The following is a 14078-nucleotide window of genomic DNA, read 5'->3' as shown; positions in this document are numbered from 1 at the left end:
GACCCAATGCACGAAACCATGTGCATAGCAGGGCAAAGGGTAACGCGCAACAACAGCGGGACGGGATTCATGATCTGGATCCGGCACCCCCTCGCCCATGCGCCACGTCGATCGCCTCCGCACCCGATTCATCCAGGCGTTCGGTTTCGACCTGCAGGGTGACAAAGAAGAAGCGGAACCGCTCCTTTAGCATGGCGACGGCTGCGGACAGCACCTGTTGGGGATCCGCCCCGTCGGCGGCACGGATATGCCCGGAAAACACATAGCGTCCGCTGGTCAGCGCCCAGGCATGAACATGATGCGCATCCTCGACGCCATCCTGTTTCTCCAGGGCCTCGACCACCTCCGCCAGGCTCACGTCCGCCGGCGTGCCCTCCATCAGCAGATGCGCGGCATCCCGCAGGATGCCCCAGCTCGCCCACAGCAGCACGAATCCGAAGGCCATGCCCAGGATGGGATCGATCAACAGGAACCCGGTGTAACGGATCACCACTGCGGTGACGATGATGAGCAGGCTGCCGACGAAGGTCTGGATGATATGCCACAGCGCACCCTTGACGTTGAGGTCGCTGCGACTCTCCTTCCAGATAAGACCGAGGGAGATGAACTCGGTCACCAGGCCGCCGGCCGCGGCCAGCAGCATCGGGCCTGTGGGCAGTTCAATCGGGTCGGCCAGGCGCATCGCGCCCATAACGATGACCACCAGGGCCATGCCGAGCAGAAAGCCGCCATTGACCAGGGCGCCGATGATCTCCGCCCGGTACCAGCCGAAACTGCGATCCTCGTCGGCGGGCCGGCGGGCCAGCCGCGCGGCGATGATGGCCACGAGCACCCCGCCCACGGCGGAGAAGGTGTGAAAGGCATCCGAGATCACGGCGATGGAACCGGTCCAGATACCGATGCCCATCTCAATGATGAAATAGATCCCGGTCAGCCAGGCCGATATCGCCATTCCGCGCCCGCTCGACGGCATGTGCCCGGCGTGGCCCGTTGCATGCGCATGCTCGTTCATGGCTGCCGCACCCTCAGCACCAGCTGGCCTGACCGTACAGCGGATCACTGAGCAACTGCATGACATTGGCCTCGATCACACGGTAACCCACATTGCCGTACAGCCGCTGCCGGCCCTCGTTCAGCACCAGGCAGGGGCTGCCCGGCACCTGATGCAGCTCCTTTGCCTGCAGGTCCAGGTGGGCGGCGGCATGGGCCCGGCCGGAATCGATGCGCTCGCTCAGCTTCTCCATGGGCAGGCCCAGGGACGCAGCGGTATCGTCCTGCACGGCTCGATCAGCGATATTCCCGGCATCCCGGAAGAACCTTTCCCGCAACCGCCAGGCGAGCTCCTCGGCGCCTGAGCGCACTGAATCTCCAGGCACTGCAGTATCCAGTTCCCCGTCGGATTCCAGCAGCTGGGCCGCCTTGACAAAGACATGGGCCGGTACGGATGAGGCCGGCACGTTGCGCTGCCAGATCTCAGGGTTGATCTCGACATGATCCCATGTGCCGGCAGTCTCACGCACATGCCTGCCGAAGCCTTCGAACCCGCCGCGGTCCCGCCAGCCCTCGCCTATGCGGCTCGCCGTGTCCCCGAACAGTGGGATGTAATGGTGCCGAACAAGGACTTTGTCACCGAACGCGCGCCGCAGCTCATCCAGCTTGATCTGCGCGCCGTAGGCCCATACACACAACAGATCCGAAAAATAATCGATTTTGACTCGAGGCTCTTTCATTTGTATTCCCGGGTAAATTTCCGCCCGGACCGTGCTGGAGCGGCACCGCCCCTCAACGATCCAGATCCTTCATTTTGCGTTCATATTCTTCTTTATCGATTTCGCCTCTGGCATAGCGCTCCTTCAGGATCTCGCGGGCACTGGGTGTGCTGCGCCCCCCGTCCCCTCCGCCCCTGCCGCTCAGCCCCACGACCAGGCCGACGACGAGCACGATCGCCACAATCCAGAATATCAGGCCGAAGCCGTGTCCGAAGAAGCCCCAGCCCCAGTCATCAGAATGCATGATTCTTCCTCATGTAGTAATCAATCATATTGGTACTAGCGGCGGGGAGAGCGCAAAACCGCCCTCCCCGGATCCACTAACGGTTGTGCATCCTTTCGTGCTCCTGCTGATGCTCCATCATCTGGTCCATCATCATCTGCATCATGTCCATGCGACGATCCATGTGCTGAACCTTCTCGCTCATCATGCCGTCCGACATGCGTGAGTCCGACTTTCCTTTCATTCCGTCATCATGCATGCCCTTCTGGCCACCCATCATTCCACCGCTCTTTCCTGAGCCATCCATCATGCCGCCGCCCTGTTTCGAGCCGCCCATCATGCCCATGCCGCCGCCCATGTTCTCCATCATGCTGCCGCGGCCACCGGACATCTGATGCATTTCCTTCATGGTTTCGCGCATCTGCTTCATGTGCTTTTCCATCATGTCATGGCGATGACTTTCGTTCTTGGCGTTGCGGGCCTGTTCCATGGTGTGATCCATGTCCTGCATCCGCTTCTGCATGTTCATCATGCCGCCATTATCAGCAGCAATCGCTGCAGGCGCGGAAACACTCAGAGTAATCAACATTGCGCTAATCATGGACTTCATGACATTCCTCCTTTCATTGCCGGAACAGGGTACTTGCTGAGCATTTCCGGGAGCCGGCTTATCTCCCGATAAGCTCAATAGTGAAACCGGATTTGAAATCCGCTCATGCATCCATTGCCTCGACGCATCGATATCCAACACAGTCATTCATGCTCGCGCGCCAGCCGGCAAGCAGCCTGCTGGGTCTCCGTGCGCACATCGCCACGGGTCACGAACCAGACCCCCAGCAGTGCCACGAATATCCCCATCGACTCGTATCCCCCGATCCTTTCACCAAACAGTGTCAGCCCCATGATCAGACCGAAGATGGGGGTCAGGAAGCTGAATGTGGTCAGACGGCCGAGTGCTGCCCGGCGCAGCAGCACGAACCACAACAGGGAGGCCAGTGCTGTGCCCACCAGACTGAGTGTGAGCCATGCGAACAGAAAGTCCCGGCTCCAGTTGATGGCGGAGATCCCGCCCTCGCCAAGATAGCCGGCCGCCAGCAGGGGCGTACTGCCGATCAGAAGCTGCGATCCCACGACCATCAGGGGATCGGCGCGGCCGACCAGACATTTCAGGACGACGTTGGCGAGCGCCACCCCCGCCGCCCCGGCCAGCAGATACCCTATGCCGATGGGCGAACCGGTACCCTCGAGATCCAGCAAACGCGGGAGGCTTATCACCAGGATGCCCGCAAAGCCCAGGCCGAGCCCGAGTCTGCGCCGCGGGCCCAATGCCTCGCCCAGCAGCAGCCAGGCCAGGACGGCGGTCAGCAGAGGCTGGGTGTTTTCGATGACGGTCGCCAGGCCAGGCGCCACCCAGCCGCCGCCGATGAACATGCCGAAGAACCCCAGGCTGGTCGCACTCAGTCCGACCATGGCCAGCATCGCCCACACCCGCAGGCCGCGAGGAACCGGCCGACCGAGCAGCAATCCGACTCCCAACAGCACAACACCGGCCAGCAGCGCCCTGAGTCCGGCAAACATCAGCGGCGGTGATGCGGCCAGTCCGATATTGATCAGGGGAAAACACAGCGCCCAGAGAAAGGCCAGCAACACCAGCAGCGCCACGGTGCCCGGCGACAGTGCCGAGCGGCTTTGCGTGATATCTCTGTTCATTGCGCATACCGCCCCAGCAGTTTCGCATTGATCGCCACGATCACCGTGCTGAGCGACATCAGCGCCGCGCCCAGGGCGGGCGAGAGCACCACCCCGGCGGTGTAGGCCACACCGGCGGCCAGCGGGATGGCAAAGGCGTTGTAGCCCGTTGCCCACCACAGGTTCTGGATCATCTTGCTGTAGGTGGCTCGGGACAGGGCCATGATGTCGGCCACGTTGCGCGGGTCGGATTTGACCAGCACGATATCCGCCGACTCGATCGCGACGTCCGTGCCCGCGCCGATGGCCACACCGAGGTCCGACTCCACCAGGGCGGGGGCATCATTCACCCCATCGCCGACCATCGCCACACTCAGCCCGCGCTGCTTCACTTCGCGTATCTTTTCCGCCTTCTGGTCAGGCAGAACCTCGGCGAAGTAGTCATCCAGGCCGAGCTCATCGGCCACGGTCCGGGCCACCGCCTCGGCATCGCCGGTGAGCATCATGCACTGGATCCCCATTCCTTTGAGGCGGTCGATGGCATCGCGGGATTCCTCACGCACGATGTCGGACAGGGCCACGGCGCCGATGGGCCGGTTCTCCTCCAGCACATAGACCACCGTCTTGCCCTGCTCCATCAGTTGCCCCGGGCGATTGTCGTCCAGTTCGATGTTTTCGCTGCGCAGGTAGCCGGGGCTGACGACCCGCACCAGGGTGCCGTCCACCCGGGCCTGGGCGCCCTTGCCGGGCAGGTTCTCGAAGTCGGATACCTGGCCGGGCGTGATGCCGCGTTCCTGCGCCGAACGCACGATGCCGGCGGCGATGGGGTGGGAGGACTGGCTCTCCAGCGCGGCTGCCAGCTGCAGCACCTGCTCTTCGCTGCGGCCTTCCAATGCCACCACATCGCTGACGCCGAACCGGCCCTCGGTGAGGGTGCCGGTCTTGTCGAACACGATGGCCTGGAGGTTGCGGGCGCGCTCGAAGGCGGCGCGGTCCCGGATCAGCAGGCCGCTCCCCGCCGCCAGGCTGGTGCTCACCGCCACCACCAGCGGCACGGCCAGGCCCAGGGCGTGCGGGCAGGTGATCACCATGACTGTGACCATGCGCTCCAGGGCGAAGTTGAACTCCCGGCCCAGCCCCAGCCAGGCCGCGAGGGTGAGGCCGCCGACGGACAGGGCGATGTAGGTCAGCCACTGGGCCGCGCGGTTGGCCAGGTCCTGCGTGCGCGAACGGCTCTCCTGCGCCTTGCGGACCATCTCGATGACCTGGGAGAGATAGGTCTCGTTGCCGGTCTTGCGGATCTCCAGGGTGATGGCGCCCTCGCCGTTGATCGCCCCGCCGATGGCCTCCTCGCCCTCGCCCTTCTCCACCGGCCGGGACTCGCCGGTGAGCATGGACTCGTTGAGGCTGGTCTGGCCGCTGACGATCATCCCGTCGGTCGGCACCTTCTCCCCCGGTTTCACCACCACCCGGTCGCCGGGGTTGAGTTCCGTGACCGGCACGTCCTCACTCTCGCCCTGGTCATTCAGACGATGGGCCGTGGTCGGCATCAGCCTGACCAGGGCCTCCAATGCCCCCGAAGCCCCCATCACCGATTTCATCTCGATCCAGTGGCCCAGCAGCATGACATCGATCAGGGTGGCCAGTTCCCAGAAGAACACCTTGCCCGCCAGGCCCAGAACGACGGCTGAGGAATAGAAATAGGCCACCGAGATCGCCAGGGCGATCAGGGTCATCATGCCCGGCTGGCGCTGCCTGAGCTCGGACAGCAGCCCGCTGATGAAGGGCCAGCCGCCGTAGAAATACACAACGGTCGAAAGCGCCAGCAGCACATGGGCATCGCCGGGAAACGCCAGCGCCCGCTCCAGGCCCAGAAACGCCTGGATCATGGGCGACAGGACCAGAATCGGCACGGTGAGCGCCAGCGAGACCCAGAACCGCCGGCGGAAATCGGCAATCATCCCGGCATGGTGGCCATGGCCGGAATGATCGTGCCCCTGATCGCCGGCGTGGTGGTCGTGCTGCCCCTGCCCGGCCGCCGTATGGCCGGTATGGTCATGCGATGTCATCGAAGCGTTATCCGGCATCAGACATCAGCCCTTGGCGCCGGCATTCTCGAAGAAGGCGCGCAGTTCGTGCTCGCTCGGCTGCCCGTGGAACACAACCCTGTCATCGACAATAAGGGTGGGCGAATGCCGTACCACATAACGCGCCACCGCCTCCGGGTTCTCCTCCACGAACAGCAGTTCATAAGGCACACCGAGCTCATTCAACTCCCGTTCCAGATTGGGGCGATGGGTGCATTCCCGGGTTGCCATGATCTTGACGTTCATGCTTGATCTCCATGTTCACTGAATGAATGGATATTCGGACACGAGCATCGTTTCAGTGATGGCCATGACCGGAATGTCCTGAACCGCCCATGGGCTCGACTTCCCGCGACGCGGATTCAGTCTCCTCAAGCAGATGCACGAAGGAGCGCTTCAAGCGCTCGCCCCAGCCTCCGCCCAGGTCCACACCCACCGCTTCCAATGCCCCTTCTATCTGACGGGCCGTGATCTGCATCAGGTCGTAATCGACTTCCAGCACATCCGTCTTCGGCCACCTGGCTGTAACGCTCATCAGTCCGTTCAGCCGGTTTATGACCTGTTCGGCCTGGTGTTGATCGAGCGGCTTTCCCAGATGGATCCGGCGTGATTTTCGCCAGGCCTCATCCGAGCGCTTTGCCGCTGGTTCACCGGGTTTGCCGATAAACAGACCGGGGTTGTCCTGGAAACGCTCCCGGCATTCCTCGGAGCAGAACGCGAAATGCATACCGCGGAATTTCAAGGGGTAAGAGGCAGGGCTCACCCACATGCCGCATACAACATCCCGTATCTGATCCTCCACATGCTGCATACTGTGGCTCCTGCGCTATTTTTTCGGCGGAAACTCGGCATCGCTGGGAGAATCACCCTGCGCTTCCCGCTGCACGAGCAAGGCGCTGTTCGCACCTCCATGCTGGAGATCCCGGTAGAGGACATCCACCACATGCCCGGCCCCGTCAAACATCAACGTATAGCTCCTGGCCGCAGGGTGGTCATACGTGTCCAGCATCGTCATCTCCCCACCGCTCGGCCGCCTGAAGGTCTCCGGCTTCCCGCCTCTATGTATCTCATACACCCATCCCGTGAGACCGTTGACCAGGGACACGGTCCGGTGGGCCTTGCCGTGGTGGGAAAAGGCTGCCTGCCTGTCTATCTGCCCCAGCGGATACCGTTCCAGTATCTGTTCCGGGCTGGTTTCCAGGTTAAAGACCGGTGGCATGGGTGCATGATCCGTCTCGGCATGCGCCATGGTCGCCAGCAACAGCGCCAGCGGCAGAATACGTTTCAGGGAAATGCCTTTCATTTGAGTCCCTCCTGTGGAACACAACTTGACACGATCAGAGTTCCGCTGCTCCAGCCGGTTTCTTCGACTGAATTCTGAACACCCCGGTGACCGGCAGGACGGCGACCGGTCCATCGCTCGCTTCGCCTGTACGGGCGGTTTGCACGATGGCATCGACCAGGGCGGTGCTGCGATGATCCGCGGTAAATCTCTCCACTCTTACGGGCCGGGTCAGCGGATCTTCATGAAAGAAATCTTTGTGCTCTCCGAACCCCTGCATCGGTGTCACGCTCATGCCGCGCGCCCCCTGACCAATCACCGCCGTCTCCACGCATCCAGACAGCGGCTGCGAACGATTGCCGTCACTTTGCGATCTTTCATGGATGTCTCCGGGAAGATGAAGGCTAGGACAGAATCCTCTCATGGCAAGGGCCCGGAATCGGCCGGCGCCCGAATGTATAGCCATGTCTCGCCGCCGCCCCGCCGGGCGGGCACGTGCAAACGCGGTCAGGTAGACCGTGGCTCCCGGTGCGGGATCAGATTTGCGGAGGGATATAGGGTGGAGAGAGTTCGATGCCGCGCAGCGCCGACTCCGTATGCGCGCACATCAGGGGGTGGAAGTCAGGATTGGCATTACCGACTCCGCCCGGCAATGTCAGGATACTGCCGGAGGCATGCAGGCATTGATCGCAGGAAGGGCAGTCGCAAACCATTTTACAGCAGTCCATCCCTCGATCAGGATCGGCAAGCTCCTGTCCCTCAGGTTCATTCCCGGCACGCTGCATTGCCATTTGCTGGCAGTGCGCTGCGGTCAAGGCGCTGTCCGGCGACTGCCCCTGATCGAATGCGGCAGGAATGGCAACGGCAAGGCGGGCGGGCACCAGGGCGATAACCAGTACCAGCAGATACACCAGAAAGGCTGTGGTTTTGTGATGCTTGCCCGGCATGAGGGTTACCCGTCCCGGTGTGTTCAAGTATTGCTTTTACACCATTCCACAATTATAGCTGTCATACCATGACATGCATCAAGTCAGGCCAATCGATGACAGGCGACGAACTGCCGCATCAGCCAGACCAGAACGGGTGGTATCACCAGCCTCTGCATCAGCGCTCGAGCCCGCGCCCGCGCCAGAGCAGGAACACCGCCGGTATCACCAGCAGCGTCAGCACGGTGGCGCTGACCATGCCGCCGACCATGGGCGCGGCGATGCGCTGCATCACCTCGGCGCCGGTGCCGCCGCCCAGCATCACCGGCAGCAGGCCGAAGATGATGGTCGCCACGGTCATCAGGATGGGCCGCACCCGCATCAGGCCGCCTTCCAGTACCGCCGCATGCAGATCCTCGCGGTTGGGAGAGCGTCCCTCCCCGCGCGCCTGTTCACGTCGCCGCCGCCAGGCCAGGTTGAGATAGACCAGCATCACCACCCCGATCTCGACCGCCACGCCCGCCAGGGCAATGAAGCCCACACCGACGGCCACGCTGAGATCGTAGCCGAGCCCGTACAACAGCCAGACCCCACCGACCAGTGCCAGCGGCAGGGTGGCGAGGATGATGGCAACCTCGGTCAGGCGGCGGAAATTGAGGTAGAGCAGCAGCACAATGATCCCGGCCGTCACCGGCAGCACCAGGGCCAGACGCTGCTGCGCCCGCTGCATGTATTCGTACTGGCCCGACCAGCTGACCGAATAGCCCGGAGGCAGTGAGACCTGTTCGCGCACGGCGGCCTGCGCGGCCTCGACGTAGCCGCCCAGATCATGCCCCTCGATATCGACGAAGATCCAGCCGTTGGGGCGGGCGTTCTCACTCTTGATCATACCCGGCCCCTCCTCGACCCTGATGCTGGCCACATCGCCCAGCGCCAGTTGTTTGCCGTTGGCTGCGACGATGGGCAGATTGCGCAGTCTGCTCAGGGAATCGCGCAGTTCGCGCGGGTAGCGCAGATTGACCGGGTAACGCTCCAGCCCCTCGATGCTCTGGGTGAGATTGATGCCGCCGACGGCGGTGCGCACGATGTCCTGCACGTCGGCGATATTCAGCCCGAAGCGCGAGGCCGCACTGCGGTCGATGTCGATGGTGACATAGCGCCCCCCCGCCACCCGTTCGGAGAAGGCGCTGGCCGTGCCCGGGACCTGCTTGAGCACTGCCTCGATCCCGGCACCGACCTCCTGGATCACGTCCAGGTCCGGGCCGGCGACCTTCACACCCACCGGCGTCTTGATGCCGGTGGCGAGCATGTCGATGCGGGTCTGGATGGGGAATGTCCAGCTGTTGGCCAGACTCGGAATCTTCACGACCCGGTTCAGTTCCTGCTTGATCCCCTCCAGGGTCATGCCCGCGCGCCACTGTTCGCGCGGTTTGAGCAGGATGGTGGTCTCGATCATGGTCAGCGGTGCCGGATCGGTCGCGGTCTCGGCGCGTCCGATCTTGCCGAACACCCGCTCGACCTCGGGCACCGAAGCGATCAGCTTGTCGGTCTGCTGCAGCAGTTCGCGCGCCTTGCCGATGGACAATGCCGGAAAGGTGGTCGGCATGTAGAGCAGATCACCCTCGTCCAGGGGCGGCATGAATTCCGAACCCAGACGCTTGTCCAGCGGCCACCAGCCGGCCAGCGGCCAGGCCATGGAGACGGCCACCAGCAGGGTGACGGCCAGGACGGTACGGGGAAACCGCAGCACGCCATTGATCACCGGGCGGTAGGCCGCCACCAGCGCCCGGTTCACCGGGTTGCGCTGCTCGGACAGGATACGGCCGCGGATGAAGTAGCCCATCAGCACCGGCACCAGGGTGATCGCCAGACCGGCCGCGGCCGCCATGGCATAGGTCTTGGTGAAGGCCAGCGGCGCGAACAACCGTCCTTCCTGTGCCTGCAGCGTGAACACCGGCAGAAAGCTCAGGGTGATGATCAGCAGCGAGAAGAACAGGGGCGGACCGACCTCACCGGCGGCCTTTGCCACCGTCTCCCAGCGGTCAACGGCCGCATCCTTTGCCTGCTCCAGATGCTTGTGCAGGTTCTCGATCATCACGATCGCCGCATCCACCATGGCGCCGATGGCAATGGCGATGCCGCCCAGCGACATGATGTTGGCGTTGATGCCCTGGTGCTTCATCACGATGAAGGCGGCCAGCACCCCCAGCGGCAGGCTGATCAGTATCACCAGCGACGAACGCAGATGGAACAGGAACAGGGCACAGACCAGGGCCACGATCAGGAACTCCTGTACCAGCTTGTGCTTGAGCGTCGCCACGGCGCGCTCGATCAGGCCGGAGCGGTCATAGGTGGTGACGATCTCCACCCCCTCGGGCAGGCTGGGCCGGAGCTGATCGAGCTTCGCCTTCACCGCCTGGATGGTGGCCAGGGCATTGCCGCCCCAGCGCATGATGACAACACCGCCGACCACCTCACCCTCGCCGTCGAGCTCGGCGATGCCGCGGCGCATCTGCGGCCCCAGCCGGATGTCGGCGATATCGCCCAGCAGCACCGGGGTGCCGTTGGCATTCACCCCCACCGGGATGCCCTCGAGATCGTCGATGCTCTGGATGTAGCCGTTGGCGCGGACCATGTATTCGGCCTCGGCCATCTCGATGACCGAGCCGCCGACCTCCTGGTTGCCGCGTTGAATGGCCTGCTTGATCTGCGCCAGCGGGATGCCGTAGGCGCGCAGCCGGTTGGGATGCACCACCACCTGATACTGTCTGACCATGCCGCCCACGGTGGCGACCTCGGACACGCCCTCCACGGTCTGCAGTTCGAACTTGAGAAACCAGTCCTGCAGACTGCGCAGCTGCGCCAGATCGTGTCTGCCCGTGCGGTCGACCAGGGCGTACTGGAAGATCCAGCCCACGCCGGTGGCATCCGGCCCCAGTGCCGGCGTGACCCCGGGCGGCAGCCGGTCCTGCGCCTGGGAGAGATATTCCAGCACCCGCGAGCGGGCCCAGTACAGGTCGGTGCCCTCGTCGAACAGCACATAGACATAGGAGTCGCCGAAGAATGAGTATCCCCGCACCGTCACCGCGCCCGGCACCGACAGCATGGTGGTGGTCAGCGGATAGGTCACCTGGTCCTCCACCACCTGCGGCGCCTGCCCCGGATAACTGGTCTTGATGATGACCTGCACATCGGACAGGTCCGGGATCGCATCCAGCGGCGTGGTCTTCAGCGAGTAACCGCCCCACACCGCCAGGATGACGGTCAGCAGCAGGACCAGGAAGCGGTTGCGGATCGACCAGCGGATGATCGTCTCAATCACTGCTGCGCCTCCATGACATGCAGTTCGCCGATACGATAGCCGCCGTCTCCGTCCGGTGTCAGCACGAAGTGCACCTCATCGCCGGCCTCCACGGCGCCGAGATCAACGCTCTCCGCCACGCGAAAATCCATGGTCATCCCGGGCCAGCCCAGGGCTTCGATCGGCTGATGGGTGATATTGAGCCTGCCGGCGTCGGCCTTGACCTCCTGCACCGTGCCCATGCCGGCAACGGGTTCCTGCGCCATCGCTGGCCGCGCGCTGTCCGACTCGTCCCCGGCCGCATCCAGCCGGTTCAACGTCCCCCTGATGCTGGCCTCAGAGTCGATCAGGAACTGGCCGGATGTAACCACACGGTCACCCTCCGCCAGCCCGCGTCGGATCTCCACCCAGTCGCCGGATTCGATGCCCGAAACCACCTCCCGGGCGCTGAAGCGGCCCTCGCCCAAGGCCAGGATGACGCGCTCGTTCTCGCCGGTGCGGATCAGCGCCTCGAGCGGGATGACCAGCCCCGGCTCGCTGGCACCGGCGAAGATGCGCACATCCGCGTACATATCCGGCTTGAGCCGCTCCTGCAGATTATCGAAGCGCAGTCTCACCTTCAGGGTATGGGTCCTCGCATCCAGGGTCGGATAGACGAACTCGACCTCGCCCTCCCATACCTCGCCCGGCAGATAGGGCAGGCGCACCTCGGCCGGCTGGCCGACCTCGACCCAGTCGGCCTGGCGTTCGAACACGTCCGCCATCAACCAGACGCTGGACAGATCCGCCAGCGTCATCACCTCGGTTTTCGGCTGCACATACATGCCTTCGCGGATATTGAGCGCGGCGACGATGCCGTCCTGACGGGCATGGTAGGCCACGCGCTGCTCGACCTTGCGGGTACGGCCCAGCCGATCGATCTGGGCCGGGCTCATGCCCAGCGCCTGCAGCCGTTCGTGCGAGGCCAGCTTGAGACCCGCATTGCCCGTATTCAGCGCCTGCAGGTATTCCTCCTGGGCGTTGACCAGTTCGCGCGAATAGACCTCGAACAGCACATCCCCCTTCTGCACGCGTTCGCCGTCGGACTTCACGTACAGCCGGTCGATCCAGCCATCGGTGCGCAGATGGATGTGGCTGATGTAGTTTTCGTTGTAGTCGACATAGCCGACCGTATCGATGCGCCGCCACAGACGCTCGCGCTGGACCTCGGCGGTACGCACCCCCAGGTTCTGCACCATCACGGGATCGATCTCGAGCCGGTCGCCGGCCTCGTCGGCATAGACGGGCACCAGATCCATGCCCATGGGCGACTTGCCCGGCCGGTCGCGGCGGTAGTTCGGGTCCATGGGCGCAACCCAGTAGAGGATCTCGCGTTCGCCGTTTTTCCCTGCCGACGTGCCGGCCGCGGCTGCAGCGCCGGCCTCCGCCGCAGCCGCCCCGGACTCCCGATCCTGGCCGCAGCCGCCGAGACCGAGCGCCAAGGACATCCAGATTATTGTCAGCATCTTCCGGGTCATGATTCCTCTCCCACCAGGTAGCGCAGCCGGGCCGCGGTCTGGGCCAGGTCGGTCCGCAGCCGCAGGGCGGTCAGCCGCGCGTCCAGTTCGATCAGCCGGGCCCGCATCAAGGCGGTGAAATCCGACACCCCGCTCTGATAGGCCTTGAGCGAGGCCTCGGCGTGCTGGCCGGCCTCGGGCAGCAGCCGCTGGCGGTAGCGCGCCAGCCGTGCCTGCAACCGTTCGCGCTCGGCCAGGGCGGTATCGAGTTGCTGGCGCAGTTCCCGCCGCAGTTCGTCGCGTTCGAGCTCCACCGCCGTGACTTCATACTGGCGCGCCGCCAGCGCCCGGTCCTGGCGCTTGTCGGTGAACAGCGGCAGATCCACCATCACCATGGCCGAAAGCAGGTCGCTGCGGCCGCTGCCGTCGGCCTCGCGGCCATTGCGCTCACCGTAGGTGACATCCAGACTCCAGCCCGGCTTGTACCGTTCGCGGGCCGCGTCCACCTCCAGCCGGCCGGCCTCGATCTCCCGGTTTACCTGCTGCAGCTGCGGATGGCGGTCCAGGGCCTGATGCATGACGGACGGCACGGACAGGGCCGGCTGCTCGGGGAAGTCCTCGGCCAGGGGCCGCTGCGCGGCCTCCGGGCCGACCAGCCGGGCCAGCTCGGCCCGGGCCGTTTCCAGCCGGGTGCGCACCCGCTCGCGGCGGTCATCCAGCAGGGACAACTCCACCCCGGCACGCAGCACATCCTGCTGGTTCTTGCGCCCGGCGCCGTAGTAGGCCCGGGTGATGTCGACCAGGTCCTCGAACAGACGATAGGTTTCGTCCAGGATGCGGGCCGCCCGCGACTGGTAATAGACTTCCAGGAAGGTCTGCCGCAGTTCGCGCAGCACCTCGCGCCGCCGGGCCTCGGCCCGGGCACTCATACCGGCGGCCAGGCGCTCCTGACGCTGTCCGGCCAGGGCCAGGGTGCGTCCCGGCGGAAACCGCTGCTGGACACCGACCTGCAGCTGACTCATGGGGGTGTCGGAACGGTCGAAGGACTCCACCGGCAGGTTGCCCACGCCCAGCTTCAGGGTGGGGTCGGGCAGCTGGGCCGCGGCCACGGCCTGCTCGTGCCGGGCCCGGGCCCCGGCCTCGAACGCCGCGGCGCGGCGGTCATGGATCAGCGCCAGCGCCTCGGCCTCTGCCAGAGACAGGTGTGCCGCGACAAGGCCAGTCGGATGGATGAGGATCCCGGCCAGGATCCAGGGTAGTGCGCGCATGGGAAGCTCCTCGAATGAACCGGATCAGTAGCGGATA

General features: G+C 64.4%; 14 protein-coding genes. All 14 read right to left on the bottom strand.

Features of this window, described 5'->3' with window-relative positions; translation table 11 throughout:
• Window positions 1-67: 67 nt before the first annotated feature.
• A complete protein-coding gene (locus CFK21_RS02535; protein WP_172844230.1) occupies window positions 68-952 on the bottom strand; it encodes a cation diffusion facilitator family transporter in 885 nt (294 codons plus the stop codon).
• A gap of 73 nt (window positions 953-1025) precedes the next feature.
• Window positions 1026-1730 (bottom strand): DsbA family oxidoreductase, encoded by a 705-nt coding sequence (locus CFK21_RS02530; RefSeq protein ID WP_096364432.1) that lies wholly within the window; start codon window positions 1728-1730, stop codon window positions 1026-1028.
• A gap of 52 nt (window positions 1731-1782) precedes the next feature.
• A complete protein-coding gene (locus tag CFK21_RS02525) occupies window positions 1783-2013 on the bottom strand; it encodes an SHOCT domain-containing protein (protein WP_096364430.1) in 231 nt (76 codons plus the stop codon).
• A 76-nt stretch (window positions 2014-2089) separates the two neighbouring features.
• A complete protein-coding gene (locus tag CFK21_RS02520) occupies window positions 2090-2602 on the bottom strand; it encodes a hypothetical protein (protein WP_096364428.1) in 513 nt (170 codons plus the stop codon).
• Between the two features lie 143 nt (window positions 2603-2745).
• Window positions 2746-3702, bottom strand: coding sequence for a DMT family transporter (locus tag CFK21_RS02515; RefSeq protein ID WP_096364426.1), 957 nt, complete (start codon window positions 3700-3702; stop codon window positions 2746-2748).
• Window positions 3699-5750 (bottom strand): heavy metal translocating P-type ATPase, encoded by a 2052-nt coding sequence (locus CFK21_RS02510; protein WP_231971549.1) that lies wholly within the window; start codon window positions 5748-5750, stop codon window positions 3699-3701. The genes CFK21_RS02515 and CFK21_RS02510 overlap by 4 nt, the downstream gene beginning before the upstream one ends.
• 24 nt (window positions 5751-5774) lie before the next feature.
• Window positions 5775-6014: a glutaredoxin family protein gene (locus CFK21_RS02505; RefSeq protein ID WP_096364424.1), complete on the bottom strand. Its 240-nt coding sequence runs from the start codon at window positions 6012-6014 to the stop codon at window positions 5775-5777.
• A 52-nt stretch (window positions 6015-6066) separates the two neighbouring features.
• Complete coding sequence (locus CFK21_RS02500) at window positions 6067-6579, bottom strand: YHS domain-containing protein (RefSeq protein ID WP_096364422.1); 513 nt, start codon at window positions 6577-6579, stop codon at window positions 6067-6069.
• A 15-nt stretch (window positions 6580-6594) separates the two neighbouring features.
• On the bottom strand, window positions 6595-7071 hold the full coding sequence (locus CFK21_RS02495) for a hypothetical protein (RefSeq protein ID WP_096364420.1): 477 nt from the start codon (window positions 7069-7071) through the stop codon (window positions 6595-6597).
• A gap of 34 nt (window positions 7072-7105) precedes the next feature.
• Window positions 7106-7345: a P-II family nitrogen regulator gene (locus CFK21_RS15075; protein ID WP_157745247.1), complete on the bottom strand. Its 240-nt coding sequence runs from the start codon at window positions 7343-7345 to the stop codon at window positions 7106-7108.
• Window positions 7346-7586: 241 nt separating this feature from the next.
• Window positions 7587-7997, bottom strand: a complete 411-nt coding sequence (locus tag CFK21_RS02485) for a hypothetical protein (protein ID WP_096364416.1) — start codon at window positions 7995-7997, stop codon at window positions 7587-7589.
• A gap of 157 nt (window positions 7998-8154) precedes the next feature.
• Window positions 8155-11298, bottom strand: coding sequence for an efflux RND transporter permease subunit (locus CFK21_RS02480; protein WP_096364414.1), 3144 nt, complete (start codon window positions 11296-11298; stop codon window positions 8155-8157).
• Complete coding sequence (locus tag CFK21_RS02475; protein ID WP_096364412.1) at window positions 11295-12794, bottom strand: efflux RND transporter periplasmic adaptor subunit; 1500 nt, start codon at window positions 12792-12794, stop codon at window positions 11295-11297. Before CFK21_RS02475 ends, CFK21_RS02480 begins: the two co-directional genes overlap by 4 nt.
• A complete protein-coding gene (locus CFK21_RS02470) occupies window positions 12791-14041 on the bottom strand; it encodes a TolC family protein (RefSeq protein WP_096364410.1) in 1251 nt (416 codons plus the stop codon). The genes CFK21_RS02475 and CFK21_RS02470 overlap by 4 nt, the downstream gene beginning before the upstream one ends.
• Window positions 14042-14078: the final 37 nt, after the last annotated feature.

It is taken from the genome of Thiohalobacter thiocyanaticus (genome assembly GCF_002356355.1).
GTDB classification, from domain to species: Bacteria; Pseudomonadota; Gammaproteobacteria; order Thiohalobacterales; family Thiohalobacteraceae; genus Thiohalobacter; species Thiohalobacter thiocyanaticus_A.
Note: the sequence above shows the minus strand (reverse complement) of the source record. Positions and strands in the feature narration are given on the sequence as shown.